Origin of the sequence: Geotalea toluenoxydans JCM 15764 (genome assembly GCF_001311985.1) — a bacterium.
Taxonomy (GTDB): Bacteria; Desulfobacterota; Desulfuromonadia; order Geobacterales; family Geobacteraceae; genus Geotalea; species Geotalea toluenoxydans.
Map to the genome: position 1 here is coordinate 13017 of NZ_BBCJ01000030.1, position 22530 is coordinate 35546.

Genomic DNA, 22530 nt, shown 5'->3' on the forward strand with positions numbered 1-22530 from the left:
AAGATTTCCTCAATGACCAACGCATAATTCGCTAAGGGCCAGACTTTGTTTTTTTGATTGAATGTTCCGGCTGGCATGCAAACAGCAAAAGGCTTTTCGCCAAGTCCAGATCAGCAAGTATTGTCGAGCCTGCTAATGCATCAGTGGGCCTGATATTAAGTTTTGGTGGGTGAATTTCTCGATCAGAATCCAGATGCTTCAACAGGACTTGATATTTAAATGTCTCGTGACAAAATTCATCGACAACCACAACATCACGACAGGAAGAAAAAGACAAGGGCTTCACATTAGGCGCGCCGAAAACAATTTGTCTTGTGGCTTCAAAATGAGAAAGCAACGAATTATCCAACCATGTCCGATTTAAGGCGCCAGCTATAATGAGGTCGAAGGAGTAGTTTTTTAGCTGACGCAAAAACTCAAAGAACTTCTGTTTTTGTTTTTTGGTAGGTTCTATATAGGCGGGTTCATCAACATGAAGCATTTCAGATTCAGGGTATTAGGAAATAAATGGGAAATTTCAAGATAACTGCTTCGCACAAGCAAGTATATTTCTGTGGCTGGAAATAACTGGCGAAGCTCAGTGATAAATCCTGCAAAAAGAATGATGTCCCCAAAAGTATCAAAACGTGGAAGAAGAATGCTTCGAGGTTGATCTTTGGCGGCAATAGAATTAGTTGGCATTTTATTTGGCTGAAATCTATTCCATGTTTTCATTCAGAGAAGTGATGAAAACAGTGGATAGATTATTTTCTGAAATAAATTCTGGCGAAATATCGTAGAACTTCCTCACATTCTCTTGTAGATGCAGTTTTGTTCCAGATGCAATTAAATTAGAAACATTTGAAATGATGGCTCGTTGCAAAGCCTTCGCCGCACGAGATTGGATCTTGCTCCAGAAGTTATCTTCTGTATCTAATTGAACATAGTTATGAAAGCCGGAATCATGAAAAACAATTGCGCTAGGACAAATTGTCACTGCCCAGGAAAAAAAAGCTGCTGCTTCATGCAAGTTAAGAGGAGTCACCAGAAATTTTAGTCGAAGGATTACTTTGGTCTTATCTATTCTTCTTGCCAGGTCGCGAGTGTAGGAAACATCCAGTCCCATTATGGTTTTGTAGGTCTCGGGCTGAAACCCGACAAATGATATGGAGACAAGTTTAAACAATCGTTCTATCGTGTCTAGATTCTTCCCGGTGGGTGCACCTCCATTTGTAACCAATCTCAGGACAGTATCTTGATGCATGCTTTTGACTTTCTCAAGCCATGAAATTGATCGCGGCTGAACCAGAATTTCTCCACCTTGCACGGAAATATATTTTGGCCGTAGGAGATCCACCAGCGCTGTTAATTCCTCATAAAAATCATAATCACCATTCCAATCTGGAGCATTCACACAGCACATCGCACACTTAGCTTGGCACTTTAATGATAGCTCTAGATGGAGGTGCTTTATTAAGGGCAGTTCACCTTCGTAGGCACGACGATTAGCTTTCCAGAAACACCGACACCCGTCGCCATCGAAGTTAATAATTTTCTGGATTATTTCCTTATCGTGCAGAGATCCAATCCGCCATCGTGGATTGCCCCAAACAGCACAACAGGGGAATACATCTCCATTGTGTTTAATGAAAAGTGAATCAAAGTGACAAGGAAATTGGGATTCCGTTGGCTGATCATGACGAATTACAGGGGCTTGAGCAGAAGGCTCGTTGGCTTCAAATGCCCCAGAGGTATGTAGTCCGGTTCGGAACCAATTTTTTAGCTTTGATAAGAGCATAGGTATCTTAGATGTAGGCAACCGCTGACTGCTTTATTCCTTCTTTGTAATCTTTGCAATTACATATAATTCCGACAATGTCATGTTAGCCCCATCATCAGCACATGCATGCCTCAATGCCCAAAAGCGCAGAAGAGAGTTACGGAGAGCGATAAGTTTTTGGGACCAGCGATATTTTGCAAAAGGTTTGGAAAACCACTGTAGCTCAAATTTATAATATTTGTCCCTAGCTTGAATATCAGTATAAGAGTTTGCGTCCCACCGCTCGCATGTCGACATTTTAACCACTGTGTACCCGGCTCGCTGCAAAAGAGCAGCCATGCCAGCGGGAGTAAGATGGTATAGGTGAGCTATTGGTGGTTGCGCCCATACCCACTGCATACCTAGTTTCAGATATCCTGCTGAACTAAAATTAGGAACAGCCAGAATCAAATGTCCCTGTGGTTTTAAAAATTCTTTTACCTTTGTCAAAACGTTTAAGGGATTGGACACGTGCTCGAGAACATGAATGGCCACCACGGCATCCCACGCCGTCTGCTCAACACAGTGATCATTCAGGTATGGGTCAAAAGTAGTAGAATAAAAACCAGCTTCTGTGGCTGCTTTTGCGAAATATCCAAATCCCCCACCATAGTCTAAAACTCTTTCCCCAAGGAATGGGCGATATTCTTCAATCCTTATGCGTGCATCACGCATCTTGGCCCATAAATGATCTGCAAACCAGCGAAAGTCATAACAGTCGTTGTAAAAGCGCGATATGCAATCATCACTTGGAATGGGGAAAGTCATCACTGTACCACATGCCTTACATTCTTTAAGACAATACGAAACCTCCCAAATCTCCTGGGACCAGTCAGAGTAATTGGTTATGTTGCTTTTTCCGCAAATGGGGCACGTCGGCAATTTGCTACCTCGAACGACTGGCATTTCTTTTTATCGGCGAAAACGAAGGTTCACATGTTTATGAATAAAATTCTTAAGTCTTAAAGTCAAGCTAGGTCTGGTAATTCCGGAGTCCTCTTTCTCATGTTTATATTGATCATTCCTGTCAAATTGCTGTGGGGTTTCCAAAGATCGATATAAGTCGAGGAGACCAAGCACGATCCTACCTTTTGGAGACGAAAGCAGATGCCTTTCAACTGAAGCAGTCTCTATTCTGTTTAAAGGTGATTTACTGGCAAATAGCCACATGTCGTACTCAAAAATTTGTTTCTCAAACTGAAAATATTTGAACCCAGCCTGTAGAAGTAATTTTTGTACAGATTCTTTGGTAAACAAAAACAAATGCTCATTTTCCTTTAGGTGGACCAAGAAATTCGCATTTTGATTCTTTAACCTCTCATAGCCCTGCTCAAGCCCCCAACACAGTGGCGTTTGGAGTGCTAACACCCCATCGTCCTTGAGGATTCGAGCAATCTTCGTAACTGCAGCAACAGGATCTAATAGGTGCTCTAAAACATCAAATATACTCACGACATCGAAAGAACTTTCCTTAAATTTTAAAGATTCAAAAGCACCACATTCCATAGGAATACCGAATGTTTTATCTGCTAACTCGCAAAGCCAAGGACTCATCTCCGTTCCAATAGCATTGAAACCAGCCTCCTGCATTAGGAAGACTGATCGCCATGACAACACCCGAGTTCAAGGGAATTGCCGGGGGGTAGCTTGTAGTGAAGTATATCGCGAAGCCAGTATATATCACGTTCAACTAAATCAAGGCGCGCGCGCGCTATGATATCAGGAGTTCCTAGCTGAACCACATGCTTAAGCCAATAATCCTTGCCATATAAAGTCTGCCCCTCATCAGTACCTTCATAATACTCATCTTCCATTCTCCCTGTGCTAATTAAGGTGGAACACGCAGGGCAGGCAAGATATTTTTCTGAAAAAGGTACCAAAGATGCATTCCCGCACCAGCATATTTGTGAAGCAATGAAAACAGGTTTTTTAACTTTTTCTTTTTGCATAGAAAACAGCTCCTGAGCCAACTGTAGCACTTTTTTCAGCCACTAGTAATGCCTTGACGATGTCACCGAGGACTTCGGGAAAGTGAGGTATTGACTTAAAAGACTCATGCAGTTTTGCGCCAAATTCTTTTCCTGTGTCTGGTTGATGCCATAAACAATCCACAAAAAGGTCGAGCCTGCTTACTAGCTCTGGCATTATGGGGGTATGCTCCAAAACATTAAACCCAGCACTTTCAATTCGAGATACCCATCTTTCTGGAGGAAGCGCTGTAACTAAGTGATGGTATGACGAATAATGATTTATTATAGATGACCCTCTAGCAGGGCCATCTAGCAGCGATGCAATATCTGCCAGTGTAACCCATTCTAAGAACTTGTCTGTGACAACGCTCAAAAGGAAAGCGCCGTTTGGTCTCAAAACACGTCTAACATTTGCTAGAACACTATCTAGGTCGTCCATGTGCTCAAGTGAACAGTTTGCAAAAACAGAGTTGAACGAACTGTCAGCAATTGACATATTTGCCGCTGACGTTTCTAGTACTGATGTGTAAACACCTGAGGCAACCGCACTATCAATTATTGATGAGTCTATGTCTATTCCCACGACATCTTTTATTGATGGCCATACTAGCTTAAAATATTGCCCATCGCCACATCCTAAATCGAGAATAGGGCCTGGTAATTTATAACGCCTGTAAGCCGCTAATTCCCATGCTCTCCAAATGCTCATAGAAGGTGCAAATGGATATAAAGTGGAAACATCGTGGTATGCATTCATCACTTCGTCAATCGAAAGTGGTGTCATTTTTGGATGTTCTCTGCTTATTAAAGACCGTAAATTACCAATCGTTATTAGTTTCATAACCAAGCCTAACAAGTAGATCACCTGCTATTGATTTAAAGGAGTTCTTGTTTTTTTCAGTAAAATGGTTAGCCCAATCGCCTGATACGCCCTTTCGAACAAAAGTATTATGAACAAAAGCTTTATCCAAGCTCTTTTTAAAAGCCTCCTTGTTGTTGGCTGCAACTGCATCGCGTACAGATTGTTCACTACAAGAATATCCCAGCGCAGCAAGAAGCGCTCTAGTTACTTCCTCTGGACTACTGAGCAATTCTTCGTAGCGACACTTCAACACATTCTGCTCTAGCCAACTTTCTACATAAGTTGCCCACTCCTTTGCAGTTTTTTCCACATACTCATCCAGAGAAAATTTAAAATTTGAGATTATTCCGTTATTGACACAGAAGTCCTTTTCAAAAAAATATTTTGAAACTACAACATCTCGACCATCTCGGAGCATGTGGATATAATTAGCTTCAAAAGGATGAAGAGCAGAACCAGGTAATTCATGACTTTTGATGACGCAAGTTTTTGTAATGCCTAGTTCTTCCAAAGAGTTATACCAAGGGTGCTTCCTAATCTCAAAAGCAGACGAATATTGTTCATTCTGAACATATATATCGCGGATAGGGATTGACAATGCATGTCCTATCATTGACACAAACCAGGATGCACCAGATTTGGGGAATTCTACCACCACAATTTTATCCATTGAAGTCTTACCAGCTGTGGTTTTTTTCATATCCTGTGGCGATGAGCAAATCTCCATACCTCTCTTTAAACCTGATTTTAATTCTTTCAGTAAAGTAATTAGACCAGTCACCAGCTACTCCCTTTCTTGCATGGGCATCAATATCTTCGCAACCACTCGCCCTTCCCCCAGTGATTTGCTCAAAGCGACTTCCTAGCACAACCTTTTCTAACAGGTCATGTGAAACATCAAGTCCACACTTATGTAACAAAATGTCACTGAATATCTCCACATCATTAGTGAGCAAATCCTCGTATCTGATCAAGGGCTCTCCCAATCCCAACCATGAATGTTGGATCGCTGCACTCAGATGTAACCAATTTTCGATCAGGAATAGTAGGCCATTCTCAAGATTCATTTCTTCAAGTACTTTGCGATAGGATAAGATCCCCGATGAAATTACTGAATGACTTATCTTCAAGCTAAAGTACCCTGAAATTAAGGTATCCCGCAGGTCTCTTATCACTATAAAACGATACCATTGCTTCGGGAGCGAAACTTTTTCGAACTGTTCTCTGGTGACGTATACTGTCGGGTAGATTTTTCCGGGTATTATATTGTCATTCAGAAAATGCGCTACATTGACTTTTGAATCAATGTATCTCTCAGGAGAAATGTCGCGAAGAATCTTTTTTACCCATTGAGACCCAGCTTTCCAATGTGTTACGTGAAAAATAGTTGGCATCTCCGTCTCCGAGTGCGTTAATGTTCCTTTCTTTACCATTGATATAAAACCTGTACCCTTTAGATTGCATATACCCGCGTGCAAGGTACTGAAACTTGCTCCGCGCTTTGGACCATGAACTACTGAAAAACTCGTTGCGTTCGAAAGATTGCAGAGTCGGAGACTTTTGGATTGTATGAACTGAGGATCCTCATACATTCTCTGTTCATAGTCACGGTTACTGATTGTGGCTAGTCCAACGTCTATTGTATATTCTCCTGGTGCTATATCTAAACAAACCTCAAATTTAAACCTGATCAAGCTACTGGCAGGCACCTGTTTTGGAAGTTGGATTGTATCATAGTGTAGCGTGTTCTTGCCATGTACCATGATGTTCTGATCGTTTTTAATAAGAAAGCCGCCAATAGGGACCTCTAAGGTTGAGTTTATTTCAAATTCACAATAAATAATTAAAGTGTCACCGGAATAAAAGAATCGGGATGCCGAGCCATTGTTGTTACACAATGCAAGGCGTGTGCATTTATAACTGCAGTCTCCAACTGAATCGACAGCAGAAACATCTAGGAATTGTTCAGAAGCTGGCCAGAGATACTCATGTTCTTCAGGACTAAACTCATCATCAGCTACATCAATATGAGCAGCAGCCTTCTTATACTGAACCAATCGTTCCTGCTGCTGAATTAGCAAATATCGTTTTGCAGCTTCCGCTGCCCCACCTATGAATTCAATGGTGTTATTGTTAAGCAGCAAGGCTCTCTGACAGAATTGCACCACATCCGCCATGCCATGCGTAACAAAAAGAATGGTGACACCATGTTGTTTAAGCTCTTGTAATCTTTTGTAACATTTCTGCTGAAAAAAAACATCGCCAACAGCTAGAGCCTCATCGACAATGAGGACATCGGGTTCAAAATTGATAGCGATGGAAAATGCAAGTCTAACAAACATTCCACTAGAGTATGTTTTAACTGGTTGAGTGACATATTCACCGATATCAGCAAAAGCAAGAATCTCATCTAGCCTTTCACTCAGCTCCTGGCTGCTATAGCCCATGAGCGTGCCGTTGAAGTAGACATTCTCTATTCCAGTCATTTCAGGGCTGAACCCAGCACCTAATTCAAGCAATGCAGAAACCTTTCCTTTTACCATGACACTGCCTGACGTAGGTGTCAGCACTCCGGTCAATATCTTCAACAGAGTGGACTTCCCTGAACCATTTTTACCTATAATGCCGAATGTTTCTCCTTTTTTTATGTGAAAAGTTATATCGTGAAGAGCACGGAAGTCGTGATGGTACTTTTTCCGAAGAGGGTGTAATGCCTCTTTTAGGCGATCTAAGGGTGAATTGTAAAGCTTGTATGCCTTGGACAAATTTTCGGTACTTATTGCGATTTCATCTTCTATCAATCTAATCCCCTGATCAGACTACTATAAAATTCCCGAGCATCTAGCATTATAGGCGCAGTAAAAAATGTTACAACAACTTTCTGAAGCACTTGAACATCAGAGTATATATGGGTTGGATGGGGTAGGAGCGGGGTCGCCCCCGCCGTCCTCGCACATCACCGTGCGTACGGTTCCGTACACGGCGATTCATGAAGCGTGTTGAATTCGACGAAACTGGTTCATTAGGGATACCAGCCCCAGTTTTTCAAAGTAGGATTTCGGAATAGCTAAACGCATGTGCACGGCCCCTGCATTCCACCAGGGGCCGCGGCCGTTTGTGGCAGATTTCCAGGCGTTTCCCTCCGATAACCCTCGCCGCATCAGGTTCTTTGCTCTTGTATAAGGTCGCTTCCACTGCTTCCAGAGAATCCGCCGCAGCTTTCGCCTTAGCCATCCGTCAAATTCTTCAAAGATGCCTTTTACTTCGGAGTACCTGAAGTAGTTCAGCCAGTCCCTTACTTTGGGGTTCGTCTCCTCGATGGTGGTTTGGATGTTTCAAATTCCGCCTCGCGACGGACACCCTTGACGTCCGGCTAACGGTTCCCACCATCAGTCCGTAGAGGACTTGCACCTCCAAGTCAACAATCAGCCACGACTGATTGAATGGCGCTTTCGCGCCACGCGCCATGCCTGGCGCACAACAACAAAAGGGCGGTTGAATTAGCTTCAACCGCCCTTTCGCGCATACATGAAGGTTATCTTAGTACACAACCATCAGAACACCAGTCGCAGTCCTGTAAAATGCGCCAGCTGTCAACCCCCCAGCTGTAGCAGCAGCGTTGTCAGCATAGGTAGGAAGTCCGACAACCTGCAGTGCAGAGGTCGGAGTCAATGTACCGAGACCCATTTTCCCGTCGTAGGTAATCCTGAGTTTAGGAGAAGCGGTAACAGCACCACCGACAGTTGCTCCTTGATTCAGATACGCTGTAAAACCAGCTGCACCCGAACCGAAGAATACAGATTTACCATCAGTGGACTTCTGAATCCATGCACCTGCCTGAAAAACTGCACCAGATGAGATATAAAAATTGTTCTCTGCAACTGAAGTAATGTAACCACCATTATCCGCACCCGTCATAGAAAAATGCAGCTGGGATGTATTTGCACCGCCCTGATTAGCAACATCAGCAGAGTACTTAGGAGTGTTATAATTAAATCCAGTAGGTCCGCTGTCCGTCGTAACTAAGACATTAGTAGTTCCACTCAATGGTTTAACTATCAGCTTATCCGTCGCTCCTGCCACTGAAGCCATCATCAGCCCCGAAACTGCAACCACTGCAGCCATTGCCAACATTTTCTGCCGTAAACTTTTCATGTTCTTTGCCTCCTGTTTATGGGTCTTTGACTTATGGTATGTCTCTGATTCGAATATGCTGCGTGCTATTTAACCAGTTATTTCTCTATTTGGCGGGGATCATTTTTCCCTTTTTTCAGGATCATTTTCCTCGCGCACACCTTGCGTTGCATCAAGAATGAGAAGCTATGCCGCTATAAATAAAGCAAGCATTAAAGAAAGTAAAGATTTTTTAAAATATGTATTCACATTAAAGTAGCGAATATACATAAGACGAGGGTATTGATGCAAGATAAGGACCAAAAAATCAAACGGAAGGCGGAAGACGGAAGACGGTTGTTTCAAGGACAGCAATTGGAACTTCATCAATATTGGATATCGCGAAAATAAAAGTTCATCCGTTAAATAGCAGGTTGCCTTTTGCCCATTAACCGGAAGGTAGACGGGAGCCATGGTTCAACAATAAAACCCACTGCAACAGACTAAATGTTATCCGGCCACCTTCTTGATGTATGATAGACCCGTAACACCTGCACCAAGCCATCCTTCACCCGGTAAGGAACAATGAAAGGGGTATCGGGAATAACAAGTTCCTTGGAGCCCGGGATGCGACCAGGACGACCAAGTCCCGGCTGTTCCTCAAGAACAGAAACCATTTTGACTATTTTAGTTACCACACCTATAGCTGCAACTGGATTGTCCGCGGCAATATAACTTTCTACTTCGTCAAGATCAAGAAGCGCCTGTCTAAACCACTTTATCCGCAAGCTTGGCCTCCCACTTTGCCAGGACATCTTTATGATCAACCCATTCGGCATCGGAACTATCGGCCTCATGTAAGGCGGCCTCAATGCCTTTAACCTGCCACTCGTTTACCTCCAGGTACTGTTCCAACGCCTCCTCGACGACGTATGACTTAGAGCGTTTGGTAGCCTGCGCCAAGGCGTCGATGCGCATCTTGGTTGTTGGCTTGATACGAACAGTTATATTAGCTGCTTTCAGCATGGCTACCTCCAGAATATGTAAGACATGTGCTTACACTGTATTCTGTTGTAAGACATCAGTCAAGCGCGCATTCACCATTCACCATTCACCATTCACCGCCTCTACAAAACATCCGCAAAGTGCGGCCGCAGCCTCCTGAACACAACCGCCCCCAGCACAAAAATAATGCCGGTCACAGCCCAAAAATAGAGGGTCAGCACATAGTGGCTCTCCCAAAACCAGGTCTTGTAGATGAAACTCTCCCGGTATCCTTCCACCAGGTAATAGACAGGGTTGAGCTTGACCAGGTTAGAGTACTTATCGGGGAGGATCTTTGCCGACCAGAATATGGGGGTGACCCAGAAGGCGAATTGCAAAGCCATGGCTACCAGTTGCCCCACATCCCTGAGGAAAACCACCAGTGAGGATGTAAGCCAGGACAGGCCAAGAAGCAGTATTATGGCGGCGAAAAGGTAGTAAAAAACCTGCAGGCTGTGAAGGGAAATTGGCAGGCCATAGAGAAGGATCATGATAAAAACGACCAGGATAAAGAAAAAAGTGGATTACCAGCGCGGAGAGAATTTTGACTATGGGAAGCATGCCGATGCTGAAAGCCATCTTTTTAAGAAGAAAGCTGTTGTCGATGATGGACATGGTAGCGCTCTGCAAGCATTCACTGAAGAAGAACCAGGGAACGATGCCGCACATCATCCAGAGGACGAACGGATAATTGGCCTGGGGCTGTGACTTGAAGCCCACCTGAAAAACGAACCAGAGAATAATTATATACACTGTCGGGTGAACAAAAGCCCAGAGCATCCCCAGGTAAGAGCCGAGGTACTTGGTTTTGAAGTCCCGCTTTGCCAGCTCGATGATCATGTGCCGACGCGACCATAATTCGGAAATAAAATTACTAAACATCTTCAATGCTTGCATATTTCTCCCTAATTCATGTTCGATGTTCGATGTTCGAGGTTCGAGGTTCGAGGTTCGATGTTCGAGTTCGAGGTTCGAGGTTCCAAGTTAGAGGTCGTCACCCATCACCCATCACCCATCACCCATCACCCATCACCCATCACCCATCACCGCCTTTACAGCAGTACCCCCACTTCCTCCATCTTCTCCACAATCTGCTTGGCGGCCTTCTTCAGGTCGTCCGATTCGAGAAAGCGGAGATCGGTTTTTTCCGGTGTGACTCCCCCGGCAAAGGACATGTGCACGGAAATTACCTGGTGGGGGTAGACAAGGGTGCTGATGATCTGGTGATCTGCCTGGGCAAAGGTATTGGTGGTCGATACTACAATCTGCCCGGCTCGCAGCAGAATCTGGGCAACTTCGCCGAATCGCCGGACCATCTCCTCCTTGTCTTGTTCGGTGACGTCGGAGCCAAGACCGAGAAGCAGGTTCTTCCCGTCAAGGAGATACACTTGACGCCCGCCATCGAAAAGCCGGCGCTCCAGGTGGCGGGCAAGGCGGGCCTTGCCGGTGCCGCTTTCTCCCGTAAAGAGGATAATGCCCGGGTTATGCCCGTTCCGTTGCACCCGCTCGCCAAGTTGCACTTCTCCGCGGCGCCAGGCAATGTCGCGCTGCCTGGCCTCCCGGCGGAATGTCTCCTGGTCGTTGTCCAGTACCTGGGTGACGATGCCCCCACCACAGACATCATAGCCATCCACGACGACGAAACGCCCGGTGATGTCGCAGTCGCAAAAGCAATCCAGCGCCAGAGGTTTTTTAGTTCTTATGGTGACTTCGGCGACATCATTCTTTTCTATCTGCTCCTTGGCCATTACCGGGTCAAGGCTGCCGGCATCGATGATACGATGGATTTCGGCCAGCTCCATTTCCACTTCCTTTGTTGCCAGGCGAAGCAAATAGGGGCGATTGCCGACCATGGGATTTTTGCCCATCCAGAAAACATTGGCACGGAAGAGGTCGGTTACCTCGGGCAAGGATTCCTTCAGCGAGGCTACCTCGCCACGCTCGACAAAAATCTGTTCGTCCAAAGTGAAGCCGGTAGACTTGCCGACTCCGGCAGAAAGAGGCAGATGGGGAACATTGAATGCCTCGATGGTTTTGACCACCGCCGTCTTGTTGGAAGGGGAAAAGACCAGACTGTCGCCGACTTTCAACATTCCGGCAGCAACCCGGCCGGCAATGATCCGGCGGGCATCGAATTTATAGACGTCCTGCACCGGAAAACGCAACGGCAACTCTTCTCCACCGGGCAGTTTTTCGAAACGGCCGAGAGATTCCAAAACGGTGGGGCCGTCATACCATGCATGGCATCACTGCCCGTAACCACATTATCCCCGTTTCTGGCGCTGGCAGGAATGAACTGACACGGTATGACATTAAGTTCTTTAAGGAAAGCAGAATATTCGGCGACAATTGATGCAAAAACTTTTTGGTCATAAGCAACCAGGTCCATTTTGTTTACGACTACGGCTATCTGCCGGATCCCCAGCAAGCTCAGCATGTAGCCGTGACGTTTCGACTGCTCCGCTACCCCTTCGGCTGCATCGATGATAAGAACTGCGGCCTCCGCCCTTGCTGCACCGGATATCATGTTCTTGAGGAATTCTTTGTGGCCGGGGGCATCGATGATTATGTAGTGCCTGTTGCCCCAGTTGAAAAAGGTGCGGGCAGTGTCAATGGTAATTCCCTGCTCTTGCTCTTCGAGAAAGGCATCGAAAAGAAAGGCATATTCGAATGTCTTTCCCTGCTGCTCGCAAATTGCCCGTACCTTGTCCAATTGGCCGACAGGAAGAGAATCGGTATCGGCGTAAATGCGGCCGAGCAGGGTAGACTTGCCATGGTCCACATGGCCGACGAAAACCACTTGTAAAAATTGGTGATTGGTGGCTGGTGATTGGTGATCGGTGATTGGTGGCTGGTGATTGGTGATCGGTGATTTTTCACTTTTCATGATTTGCTCGCAGTTTTGTGATCATTACGTTCAGCTGCTTGCGGACAATCTGCAATTCTTCCAGTTGAGTTTCTATCTCTGTGGAAAAACCAAACCTCTGGGCAAGTATAAGCTGCGTGTCAAGCTCTGCCGCTGACCCGGCAGCGATATACAGAAATTGAATGTATTCTCTTGAGGTCTGTCGCGCAGCCCCTTCAGCAATATTCGAAGGGATGGAGATAGCCGAACGCTTGATCTGATCAACCAAGCCGAAGCGTTCATCGGCAGGAAAAGACCTGAGCAATCCATAAAGAGACACCACCAAAGACATTGCTCGCTGCCACACCTGAAGATCTTTATGACTTTTAGCTTTAAGCGAGTCCCCAGACATACTTCCACCCTCACCAATCACTTCCACCCTCGCCAAACCAATCACCAATCACCGCTTGTCACCAATCACCAATCACCGCCTCTACATGTACCCGTCCTTGCGCAATTTTTCCATGCCGCGATCGGCGTCCTGGGCGCGCCCGGAACGCTCTGCAACTTTGGTATTGCGCAGCTCTTCGATGATTTGATCGACATTTTTCGCTGTCGATTCAATTGCGCCGGTGCAGGGGGCGCAGCCAAGGCTGCGATAGCGGCTGCCGCTACCCTGGTCGAAATAAAGGGGGATCACCGGAATGTTTTCCTTTTTTATATATTCCCAGATATTGATCTCGGTCCAATCCAACAGGGGATGGATTCTGACATGGGTCCCCGGCTCGAACCTGGTCTTGACTGATCCCATAATTCGGGCGGCTGCTCCCTGAAATCCCAGTCGTTATTCTTGTCACGTGGAGAAAAATAGCGTTCCTTTGCCCTGGTACCCTCTTCGTCGGAACGTACGCCGACAATGACACCATTGTACTTTTTATCGGCAAGGGTGCGCCGTAGCCCCTCAGTCTTCAAGGCAGTGCAGCATTCCATACGCCCCAGCGCAGGGTTCATACCCTTTTCCAGAGCTTCCTTGTTTTGCCCCACCACCAGGGTCAGCCCCCATTCCTCTGCCAATTGATCACGGTAGGCAATCATCTCCTTTATCTTATAGGAGGTATCGATATGCACCAGCGGTATCGGGCAGTGACCGAAGAATGCCTTTCTCACCAGCCAGAGCATCACCGTCGAGTCTTTGCCAATGGACCAGAGCATACAGAGGTTGTCAAAATTCTTGTATGCTTCGCGCAATATGTAAATAGATTTATTTTCAAGTTCTTCCAGATGCGTCATCTTCAACCCCTGTAAACAATTCGAGGTTCGAGGTTCGAGGTTCACCAGTCACCAGTCACCAGTCACCAGTCACCCGTCACCAGTCACCGCCTAAAAACCCCCGTTCCGTAACGAATGCAAGCACGGCCCGGACAGAGTCTTCCACACCATAACATGCAGTATTGACAACCAACTCGGGCCTAAAAGGCACTTCATATGGGCTGTCGATCCCGGTGAACTGCTTAAGTTCTCCTGACCGTGCCTTGCGATAAAGCCCCTTCGGATCGCGGCTTTCACATACGGCAAGGTCGCAATTGACAAATACTTCGATAAACTCGGCAGGTTCGAAAAGTGCCCGAACCCTCTCCCGGTCTTCCCGGTAAGGAGAAATAAATGCTGCCAGAACAATAATGCCGGCATCGACAAAAAGCTTGGCAACCTCCCCGATACGCCTGATGTTCTCCCTCCGGTCAGCCTCGGAAAATCCAAGGTCGCTGTTGAGTCCGTGGCGTATATTGTCGCCATCCAGTATATACGTATAGCAGCCTTTCCTGAACAGTTCTTCTTCAACGGCATGGGCAAGCGTAGATTTGCCTGACCCTGAAAGTCCGGTAAACCACAACACCAAAGGCTGGTGCCCATTGCGTTTAAGATAGTCACTCTTGGTCAGTACCCTGTCATGCCAGGTGATATTCAGCTTGTTTGCCCCCATGCAAATCTCCTGCTTTGAATGTGGTTAAATCCTATCAGAAAAAGGTAAAACACAAAAAGTTAAAAAATTTCCGGCTTTGTGGTTGTTTATTGGCAACCCGGTGACAGATGATATATAAAAACAGCCCAAGCAAAAAGGAATTTAATAATTTTGAACCCGCCATCACTCTCAGGTTTTTGGTTTAAAGTTTGCATACTTCACACTGATCGCTCTAATTTTAGCTTACAATTCCATACACAATTACCATAGAAATATCGTACCAGACGAGGAGGAAACCATGTATTTCAGACTTCTTACAGCCCTAGCAGGCATGCTGATGTGTGCGGGTTACGCCGTGGCATATCCATTTGCTACATCCCCAACCCCAGTGAAAACACAGTATCCGTTGTTGATACCAGTGGAAACAATTTTCTTGCCCCGAAAATATCCCTCGGCACTGGCCAGTCCCCATTTGGCGTAGCTGTCAGTGCCAATGGAAAGCGTGTCTATATCTCAAATAAAATAAGCAAAAGCATATCGGTAATTGATGCACTCACCGATGTAAATAATCCAACGGTCGTCACTACCATCAGCCCGCTTGCTAACACCCCCAGCGGTATAGCGATCAATCCCGCGGGAACGCGGCTTTATGTTGCAAATTATGATGCCACTTCCCTTACCGTTCTTGATATATCGGCACTGGCACCCGGTACCGTAGTACCGACAGTGCTTGCCTCCCCTGCAGTAGGCAATGCTCCTGTCGGTGTTGCCATGGACCCCGCCGGCACCTTCGTCTATGTTGCCAACTCCGGCTCAAATACCGTTTCGGTAATCGATACGGCAAACAACCAGGTTTCCGGCCTTCCCATAACGGTCGGCTTAAATCCCACGGGCATCGCGGTGGCACTGTCGGCAGCACTGTCAAGATTTTTGTTGTCAATCAAGGTTCCGATAGCGTTTCTATAATCGATGCTGCGACAAGGGCTGTTGCCACTGTCCCAGTCCCGGTTGGGGCATTCCCATACACGGTCGCAGTTGCACCGGACGGAAGCAAAGCTTATGTCACCAACACCTTTGGTGACAGCATCTCGGTCATCAACACAGCCGACAACAGTGTCACCACTCCATATCAGCTTCCCTTGGGATATTCGCCAATGGGTCTCGCCATAACTCCTGATGGGACAACTCTGTATGCTGTAAATAACACAGCGGCTCCTGCTCCAGGCTTTAATAGCCTGGGAAGCCTTTCATCCATCAATTTGTTCAGCAATGCAATCACCAACCTCCCCAATACCTTAGGAAACCCTTATTTTTTCAACTCCCCGGAAGCTCTGGGTAACTTCATCGGCCCCCAACTCTACACCGTTACTGCCACATCCGACACCAACGGCACCGTCGCTTCAACCGATGGCAGCAAAATCACCAGCGAAGCCAATGGAAATACATTTACCCAGATAGTCAGCCCTGGCGACAGACCGGCGTATGTTCTTGCGCCAAAACAATATTACCGGGTGAATAACATCGCCATCAATGGCAATATTATCGATTTCAGGACCGATACCAACTACAATCAAACAACCTCCACCTATACCTTCAGCCCTGTCAATTCCGACCCCTCGATCGATGTTACCTTCATCAAGGACTTCGACTACGTCTCAGTCACGAGGCCTGCAGATACAGTCACAGCGAATGGTGCGATCACCAGCACCCCTGCAGGCATAAACTGCAGCGCCTCGACTTCTCCCAGCCTCTGTAGTGTGCTGTTCCAGGAAGGAACCATTGTAACAATCGTGGCAACACCCAATCCAAGTAAATACTTTGTCAAATGGGTCGGGGACAGAGATAAAAACGGATTGCTGATCAACAACGGCGCACTCTGCGATGGCCTTACTACTCCAGCATGCGCATTTCCCATGACCACCTACGCCCACTTCACCGCTGTCTTCTCCGACACGCCGGTTAATGACGTTGTTCGTATGCTGTCACCGGGGACCTCCTTTTATCCCACTATTCAAGGCGCCTTTAACGCTGTCACAGCACCGACAACAGATATACAGCTTGCCTTGGCAGATTTCACCGAAAGCCCGAATCTTAATGTGAGCGGTGCAGCATTCAAATTGAGCGGCGGGTGGAACGCAGACAAAACTTTCACGGCGCAAGGGCCAACGCCCTCCACCATCACCGGGACCCTTACCGTTACCCAGGGCACTTTAACCGTAGACAACATTGCCATTAAATAATCACTATTATTGCAGGACTCAAAAAGGGCAGCCATTAAAAATGGCTGCCCTTTTTGTTTCACCATTAGCAGTGATCTATGCTTTACTCTTTTTCAATAGCCCGCGATACAATTCTAAAAGAGTCTCCCCCCTCGCCCGCCATGAATGTTTCTGGACTGCCTTTTCCCTGCTTTTTTCCGACAGCTCCTCAATCATGGGAGTGTTGGTTGCAAGCATGGCTATTTTAACAGCCAGATCTGACGCATTGCCGTAGGAGCATAAGCACCGGTTTCCCCGAGTATCTCCCTATTCACAGGCGTGTCGAAAACAATGGTCGGCAGCCCGCAGGCCATGTAATTAAACAGCTTGCCATTGGCCTCGGAGAGCGAAATTTTGGGGGAAACAGCCAGATCGCATGCTGACAGGTATTTTGGCGCCAGGCTGTAATCGATTCTGCCGGTAAAGCGAATGATGCTGTCCAAGCCTGAATCCTTGGCCTTTTTAACATATTCCGCTTCAGGAAATCCCATGACCAGAAAAAATAACCGGGTGTTTTGCCCCTTGAGTATGGAAATGGCTTCAAGGAGAATATCGATGCCCTGATATTCATTGAGAAGCCCGAGAAAGCCTACTATCGGCACATCCTGCGGCAGGTTCAGCTCGATCCGACAGGCCATCTTAGAGTAGGGACGGAAATCATCCGTATCCACGCCATCGATGAGCGCCTGAACCCGATTGGCCTGCATGTGCCAGTCATTCACAAGCGCCGAGGCACTGGGGCTGGAGCTGGTAACTATGAAATCAGCAAGATTATTGCTTGTTCTTTCCAGACCAGCAAAAACTTTATGGAGGAGAGATTTTTTTTTGATGAAACGATGGGCGGATATTTCAGCGGTCAGGCTACCCTGATAATCGAAAAGCAAGGGTACCTGGAGCCATTTTTTGAGAAAAAAGCCTACCAACGCACCCTCATGGAGATGTGCATGAATCAGGTCGGGAGAAAAAGTCCTGGCAATGCGCATGGCCTTGAACAGCAGGAGGATGTCGAGATAAGGCTTTTGCCAGGAAGGGCCGGCTTCGACTTTCTTGTACCAGGGAATTCTGCAGGCTCTGTATGTGGGTATTTGACCGAGATCGCGGCCCAGATGGTAGGTGACAATTCTGACATCCACCCCCAGTTGTCGCAGGGCTTTTGCCTCTTCGTAAATCCGCACATGACAACCCCTGTCGGAAAAATACGGTGTAGGGGCAAGCATGATGACTTTGATCGGGTTATCAGGCAATGTTGACTTTTTCTTTAACAACATAGATGGGCTTGGATTGGGCCTCATAATAGGTGCGGGCATTCAACTCACCCAAAAGCCCCAGGACGATGAATTGGACCCCCATGAACAGCAGAAAAGCAGTCAAAATCAGTAAGGGGTTCCGGTTCATGCTCATCTGTTCGAAAATTTTCATATAGACGACGGCAGCACCACTCATCATCCCGGCAAATAACGCATAAATCCCCCACTTGCCAAAAAGCTGTATTGGTTTGGTCGAATAGGTAAGAAGGAATTTAACGGTCATCAGGTCCAGTATGACGCGGGTGGTCCTGGATATTCCATATTTACTGACGCCATGTAGACGAGGATGATGGGCAACCGGGAGTTCTGCGACCTTTGCCCCGACCTGAGAGGCAAGCGCAGGAACGAATCGATGCATTTCCCCATATAGATTTATCGCATCAAGCACCTCCCGGCGGTAGGCCTTCAGGGTGCAACCGTAGTCATGCAAATGAACCCCTGTCATCTTGGAGATGAGACGATTGGCAATAAGTGAAGGCAATTTGCGGTTGACGAAGGTGTCACGGCGATCTTTACGCCAACCCGAGACAACGTCAAACCCCTCATCGATCTTCTTTACAAGGCGAGGGATATCTGAAGGGTCATTCTGCAGGTCTCCGTCCATGGGGATTACAACGCTGCCACTAGCAGCATTGAAGCCTGCAGCCATGGCAGCAGTCTGGCCAAAATTGCGTCGAAACCTGATGATTTTCACAAAAGGTTTATGGGCGGCTACTGCTTTTAAACGATTAAATGATTCGTCTATCGAGCCGTCATCCACAAGTATAAGTTCATAGGAGAGTCCGCTTTGATCAAGAGCGGCGAACACCCTGCGGCATAGCTCGGGAATATTTTCTTCTTCGTTATAAATTGGTATGACTACACTCAAATCCAAGAAATGCTCCCGTACATCGATCAATTTGCATCCATGTTCTTCATTCTTGTTATTTTCACTTCACCGGAATCAGCCGCTGCTTTATGGAAGCGTGGCAGAACCAGACCTGCGATTAAACCTGCGCCATAGCTTAAATGCAGTGAGGGAAAAAGGATTACTTTGAGCCAAGCAAATCTGTGCTCGTTCTTTGGCCCTTCCAGGAATGAAAACCACAGGTCAAGGACTAAGTAAACCACCAATGGAGCTGTATATAATGTTCCAAAGAAAAAAGGCGTAAATAGCAGATACAAGATAAACAATGATGGCCCGAAGGTAAAGATTTTTATCTCCTTGCTGATGCGTACCTGCTCTCCCCTGCCCCGCCCATAGCCAAAGATCTGTTTGATGAAGGCAGGGTAAGAAGCTCGCTGACTGCGAAAAACTGCAAGGTCAGGATCATGGAGCAGCCGTTTTCCTGCTTCTTTGAGCCTGTGCAGCAATTCGTTCTCCTCGTTGGGATAAAGCCTTTCGTCCAACCCGCCACTCTGCATGAATACGTCCCTGCGAAAGCTGAGGTTGCACAGGATAAGTTCGCTGTCGTCAGTTTCCCGCATCATTCCGTTTTGCCGGTAGCGATTGCGATTACAGCCACCGCCGAAAAGCGAGATAAATACTTTACCGATCGCCTTTTGCAAAGCCGAATCCCCGTCAGGGGTAAGTGAAGGGCCGCCGACAGCTGCCACAGCAGGATCCGCCAGGTAATGAGAAGCCAGTTTGGCCAGACAATGTGGTTCAACCAGCGAGTCATCATCAAGGAAGTATAAAATGTCTCCCGTTGCCTTGGCGGCAGCATGATTTCTCTGGGTGCTGGGTCTGCGGCCTTCTGCGACAAATATCTCGAACAGTTCGGGAGGATACTCAACACGGGCGAGGTTCCGTAAAGCCTTGACGGTTCCAGCAGGCTTTACCGGAATGATTATGGATATTCTCAGAGATTCCATGTTGAATTTGGAATGATTTTCATCCTTTGTTCATATCTAAAATACTTTTTTCAGATTGGCTTCAAAACGTCTTTCCAACCTGTTACCGTTACCATTCTGACGGCCAAGGCTGTAATCGAGGGTTGCCTGTATCAGGTTGAAATTGATGCCTATAGTGGCATTATATATGCTTTGGGTGGCATTTGTCTCTGGCTCATAGGTGAGGAGTGAATATTTTGCTCTACCTGCAAGAAAAAGCCTGCTGATAGGGTAATACCTGAAGCCGCCAATCAGGCTTTTGGTGGTCCTCCTGAGGCCTGTACTGTACGACTGTCCCTCGTATTCAACGCCCTGATTCAGCTCGAGAATACGGCGGCTTATTCCATAATCGGTATAGAGGAAATAGTTGGTGCTCTGCCTTAAAGTGAAGCTGCTGTATTTTGATCCGTCACGGTCGTTAATATTGCCGTAAGAATAAGAGACCGAGTTGTCCAGAGAACGGTCGGGGGAATAAGAGATATGTCCGTTACTGCCGAATCCGGACAATGAACCACTGGATAAGGTGGATGTGGTATAACGTGTCGTCAATCTTGCAGTGAGGCGCTTGTCGGTGAAATCGATGGTATTGGCATACTCCGTACCATGTTCCGTCTTTTTGCCCTTTGCCTGCAGTAAATCATCAGTGACGGTAAAACCCACCTTCAAGCGTGCTGCTGGTTGCCAGTCGGCTTTAACCATGGTCCGATAGCGTGTATAGCTATCGTCAGGCACATTAAAAGATGAGACACCAGTGCCAACGGAGCTGCTCTGGGTGTTGTAACTCTGAGTGGTCAGGTCGTCGGAGCTATTGCCACTTCCTATGGTGATATTTTCTTCCAATTCAAATTTCCATGAATTGGTAGGGGTGTAGACACCTTTTAAATCGAATACCTGTGTCATCGAGCTATTTTCGCTTGCATTAATTGGCTGGTTTTTCGCGAGGTGATGTTGTAGCTGCCAATAATTCCCACCTTGGTCGAGAATCTTCTGGAGCTGGCGACCTCAACACGTGCATCCAGGCTCAACGTCTTACCTATGTCAGTGTGCTCGTAGCTTTCAATGGCACCTGTATGCGCAAGAGTAAAGGCCTCGCGTTTGAAGGTATTTATTCTATAGGAGACCAGGGTGTCTGAGGTGTCATAGTCCTGAATAAGACTTACCTTGCTTTGTTCGGTACTGACCCGGACCCGCCAGTCCGTATCAGGACCGGCATATCCAGACACGTAAAGGGGAATTTTTGTATCGTAGGTAAGCCCACTTAGGTCAAGGGTACGTCTGAAGGTATTGAAGGACCTGGCTTCCCAACGGCTCCTGGATGCAATGCCGAAAAGGTTGAGCTCATATGATTCATAATTGTCGTTGTATTCCGTATGCTTGATGAACTGCCCATCAGCAGAAAGCTTTATCCAGTTGGAGAAATCGACCCACTTGCGGTCCATGTGCTGGTCTATGGTGCCAAGAATCACCTGCGTCTCTTTGAAATCATTGGTTGACCGGAGATAATCGATGTAGTTTATTGTTCTGACATGAAACCAGTTGTCTTTTTTGTTGAGGCTGACAAAGGAAAGCTTTTTCATCCTGCTGTCAATGGGCGACAAGCTGTCCAGGTCCTTGATGATGTTATCGCGATAATCGATATAAAGACGCGGCATCTGGGCAAAAATGCTCGAAGATCCCTGGCTCATGGTCTCTTTCAGACCTATTTCCGCATAAACCCCACTTTCGATATTTGTTCCTGCAAAAACCGAATTGGTTATCCCCGGCTCAATCAAATTTGAAGCGCCATAATAACCGATGGTTGAAAAGCTTGCCCGCTTCAGATCATGGCTGAACGCTCTAAACTTGATCGGCAGTTGCTGCGGGGACAAGATCACGTCGCCGCGGAAAAGTATATGGCCGGCGCTGACCGATGATGATTCCACCGAGGTCTGCAGCCCTGAATATTCCTTGATCTTGGAGTCGACGGCGGCCCATTCATAGCCTAAAGAAACTCGGTATTTGCCCAGCCGGCCATTGGCAAGGACATCAGCCTTGGAATACAGCAGCGAATAGCGCTGCCTGAAAGCTGAAGCGTCCATAGACCTGGCTCCATTGACATCGGCCCTGTAGTCCACGTAGCCCAGCTCTGCTTCACCGACGAAGGCCGCCTGGGCCACAGGCAAATACACGTAACTGCTTGCCAAAAGAAGCCCCAGCACGAGCCGAAGTCGGCAAGACTTCACCCTGTTGAGCAGATTTTTATAAGACATTGATTTCATAACAACTCTGAGAGTTATAAACAGTTGCCATCTTTATCTGTAGCATTTTCTGCAATTACTATACCTTGCCGGCTTTTTTTGACGCAACTAAAAACACCGTAATAGCCTTATTTTACAGATGATTAAGAGTTATGGCCCACTAATGCACAGAGAAGCAACTTCGACTAGCCATTTAGCCCAAATCAGGCAGCCAAAAAACAGGCCACCCCTAAACTGGAGATGGTGATTCAATTCGCCAAACAA

The 22530-nt window shown here is 46.8% G+C and carries 27 protein-coding genes; 3 read left to right on the forward strand and 24 right to left on the reverse strand.

Annotated features, from left to right (window positions below; translation table 11 throughout):
* Window positions 1–31 precede the first annotated feature (31 nt).
* From JCM15764_RS16985 to JCM15764_RS30165, 13 genes are all read right to left on the reverse strand, one after another.
* On the reverse strand, window positions 32–481 hold the full coding sequence (locus JCM15764_RS16985) for a hypothetical protein (protein WP_054697844.1): 450 nt from the start codon (window positions 479–481) through the stop codon (window positions 32–34).
* Between the two features lie 216 nt (window positions 482–697).
* Complete coding sequence (locus JCM15764_RS16990; protein ID WP_243689275.1) at window positions 698–1798, reverse strand: radical SAM/SPASM domain-containing protein; 1101 nt, start codon at window positions 1796–1798, stop codon at window positions 698–700.
* Between the two features lie 12 nt (window positions 1799–1810).
* A complete protein-coding gene (locus tag JCM15764_RS16995; RefSeq protein WP_243689276.1) occupies window positions 1811–2566 on the reverse strand; it encodes a class I SAM-dependent methyltransferase in 756 nt (251 codons plus the stop codon).
* Window positions 2567–2710: 144 nt separating this feature from the next.
* The gene (locus tag JCM15764_RS17000; RefSeq protein WP_054697855.1) at window positions 2711–3388 is read right to left on the reverse strand and encodes a class I SAM-dependent methyltransferase; all 678 of its coding nucleotides are present in this window, start codon (window positions 3386–3388) and stop codon (window positions 2711–2713) included.
* Entirely contained in the window at window positions 3388–3747 is a 360-nt protein-coding gene (locus JCM15764_RS17005; protein ID WP_054697857.1) for a hypothetical protein, read from the reverse strand. The genes JCM15764_RS17000 and JCM15764_RS17005 overlap by 1 nt, the downstream gene beginning before the upstream one ends.
* On the reverse strand, window positions 3728–4624 hold the full coding sequence (locus JCM15764_RS24710; protein WP_243689277.1) for a class I SAM-dependent methyltransferase: 897 nt from the start codon (window positions 4622–4624) through the stop codon (window positions 3728–3730). Before JCM15764_RS24710 ends, JCM15764_RS17005 begins: the two co-directional genes overlap by 20 nt.
* A complete protein-coding gene (locus tag JCM15764_RS17010) occupies window positions 4587–5330 on the reverse strand; it encodes a sulfotransferase domain-containing protein (RefSeq protein WP_054697859.1) in 744 nt (247 codons plus the stop codon). The genes JCM15764_RS24710 and JCM15764_RS17010 overlap by 38 nt, the downstream gene beginning before the upstream one ends.
* Window positions 5308–7431, reverse strand: a complete 2124-nt coding sequence (locus JCM15764_RS17015) for an ATP-binding cassette domain-containing protein (RefSeq protein ID WP_054697862.1) — start codon at window positions 7429–7431, stop codon at window positions 5308–5310. Before JCM15764_RS17015 ends, JCM15764_RS17010 begins: the two co-directional genes overlap by 23 nt.
* A gap of 186 nt (window positions 7432–7617) precedes the next feature.
* On the reverse strand, window positions 7618–7962 hold the full coding sequence (locus JCM15764_RS24715; RefSeq protein ID WP_369412363.1) for a group II intron maturase-specific domain-containing protein: 345 nt from the start codon (window positions 7960–7962) through the stop codon (window positions 7618–7620).
* 208 nt (window positions 7963–8170) lie between these two features.
* Window positions 8171–8785, reverse strand: a complete 615-nt coding sequence (locus JCM15764_RS17025; RefSeq protein ID WP_054697868.1) for a hypothetical protein — start codon at window positions 8783–8785, stop codon at window positions 8171–8173.
* 461 nt (window positions 8786–9246) lie between these two features.
* Window positions 9247–9531, reverse strand: coding sequence for a type II toxin-antitoxin system RelE/ParE family toxin (locus JCM15764_RS24720; protein ID WP_243689278.1), 285 nt, complete (start codon window positions 9529–9531; stop codon window positions 9247–9249).
* Window positions 9512–9769 (reverse strand): CopG family ribbon-helix-helix protein, encoded by a 258-nt coding sequence (locus tag JCM15764_RS17030; protein ID WP_054697871.1) that lies wholly within the window; start codon window positions 9767–9769, stop codon window positions 9512–9514. Before JCM15764_RS17030 ends, JCM15764_RS24720 begins: the two co-directional genes overlap by 20 nt.
* 101 nt (window positions 9770–9870) lie before the next feature.
* Entirely contained in the window at window positions 9871–10278 is a 408-nt protein-coding gene (locus JCM15764_RS30165) for an ABC transporter permease (protein ID WP_305048966.1), read from the reverse strand.
* On the opposite strand from JCM15764_RS30165, the gene JCM15764_RS30170 reads away from it, so the two are divergent.
* A complete protein-coding gene (locus tag JCM15764_RS30170; RefSeq protein WP_439645325.1) occupies window positions 10277–10495 on the forward strand; it encodes a hypothetical protein in 219 nt (72 codons plus the stop codon). The two genes, JCM15764_RS30165 and JCM15764_RS30170, sit on opposite strands and share 2 nt — an antisense overlap.
* A gap of 344 nt (window positions 10496–10839) precedes the next feature.
* Here the strand turns inward: JCM15764_RS30170 and JCM15764_RS24725 are convergent, their stop codons facing one another.
* From JCM15764_RS24725 to cysC, 6 genes are all read right to left on the reverse strand, one after another.
* Window positions 10840–11958 carry an elongation factor 1-alpha C-terminal domain-related protein gene (locus JCM15764_RS24725; RefSeq protein ID WP_243689279.1) on the reverse strand — a complete coding sequence of 373 codons (1119 nt, stop codon included), beginning with the start codon at window positions 11956–11958 and terminating at the stop codon, window positions 10840–10842.
* Window positions 11874–12674 carry a GTP-binding protein gene (locus JCM15764_RS24730; protein WP_243689280.1) on the reverse strand — a complete coding sequence of 267 codons (801 nt, stop codon included), beginning with the start codon at window positions 12672–12674 and terminating at the stop codon, window positions 11874–11876. Before JCM15764_RS24730 ends, JCM15764_RS24725 begins: the two co-directional genes overlap by 85 nt.
* Window positions 12664–13089: a four helix bundle protein gene (locus tag JCM15764_RS17045; protein WP_243689291.1), complete on the reverse strand. Its 426-nt coding sequence runs from the start codon at window positions 13087–13089 to the stop codon at window positions 12664–12666. Before JCM15764_RS17045 ends, JCM15764_RS24730 begins: the two co-directional genes overlap by 11 nt.
* A gap of 36 nt (window positions 13090–13125) precedes the next feature.
* On the reverse strand, window positions 13126–13443 hold the full coding sequence (locus tag JCM15764_RS30175) for a phosphoadenosine phosphosulfate reductase domain-containing protein (RefSeq protein WP_243689281.1): 318 nt from the start codon (window positions 13441–13443) through the stop codon (window positions 13126–13128).
* On the reverse strand, window positions 13350–13922 hold the full coding sequence (gene cysD / locus JCM15764_RS17050; RefSeq protein ID WP_243689282.1) for a sulfate adenylyltransferase subunit CysD: 573 nt from the start codon (window positions 13920–13922) through the stop codon (window positions 13350–13352). The genes JCM15764_RS30175 and cysD overlap by 94 nt, the downstream gene beginning before the upstream one ends.
* Window positions 13923–13998: 76 nt before the next feature.
* Window positions 13999–14613, reverse strand: coding sequence for an adenylyl-sulfate kinase (cysC, locus tag JCM15764_RS17055; RefSeq protein WP_054697874.1), 615 nt, complete (start codon window positions 14611–14613; stop codon window positions 13999–14001).
* A gap of 318 nt (window positions 14614–14931) precedes the next feature.
* Between cysC and JCM15764_RS17060 the strand changes: the two genes are divergently transcribed.
* Both JCM15764_RS17060 and JCM15764_RS17065 read left to right on the forward strand, forming a co-directional pair.
* The gene (locus JCM15764_RS17060; protein ID WP_054697876.1) at window positions 14932–15558 is read left to right on the forward strand and encodes a YncE family protein; all 627 of its coding nucleotides are present in this window, start codon (window positions 14932–14934) and stop codon (window positions 15556–15558) included.
* Entirely contained in the window at window positions 15558–16832 is a 1275-nt protein-coding gene (locus tag JCM15764_RS17065; RefSeq protein WP_279384520.1) for a YncE family protein, read from the forward strand. Before JCM15764_RS17060 ends, JCM15764_RS17065 begins: the two co-directional genes overlap by 1 nt.
* Before the next feature lie 218 nt (window positions 16833–17050).
* Here JCM15764_RS17065 and JCM15764_RS17070 read toward each other — a convergent pair whose 3' ends face one another.
* The 5 genes from JCM15764_RS17070 to JCM15764_RS17090 all read right to left on the reverse strand — a co-directional run bounded on the left by JCM15764_RS17070 (window position 17051) and on the right by JCM15764_RS17090 (window position 22287).
* Window positions 17051–18025, reverse strand: coding sequence for a glycosyltransferase (locus JCM15764_RS17070; protein WP_369412362.1), 975 nt, complete (start codon window positions 18023–18025; stop codon window positions 17051–17053).
* A gap of 61 nt (window positions 18026–18086) precedes the next feature.
* Entirely contained in the window at window positions 18087–19031 is a 945-nt protein-coding gene (locus JCM15764_RS17075) for a glycosyltransferase family 2 protein (protein WP_054697925.1), read from the reverse strand.
* Window positions 19032–19051: 20 nt separating this feature from the next.
* Complete coding sequence (locus tag JCM15764_RS17080; RefSeq protein ID WP_054697881.1) at window positions 19052–20011, reverse strand: glycosyltransferase; 960 nt, start codon at window positions 20009–20011, stop codon at window positions 19052–19054.
* Window positions 20012–20047: 36 nt separating this feature from the next.
* Window positions 20048–20869 (reverse strand): hypothetical protein, encoded by an 822-nt coding sequence (locus JCM15764_RS17085; RefSeq protein ID WP_243689284.1) that lies wholly within the window; start codon window positions 20867–20869, stop codon window positions 20048–20050.
* Window positions 20870–20925: 56 nt separating this feature from the next.
* Window positions 20926–22287 carry a hypothetical protein gene (locus JCM15764_RS17090; RefSeq protein ID WP_243689285.1) on the reverse strand — a complete coding sequence of 454 codons (1362 nt, stop codon included), beginning with the start codon at window positions 22285–22287 and terminating at the stop codon, window positions 20926–20928.
* Window positions 22288–22530: the final 243 nt, after the last annotated feature.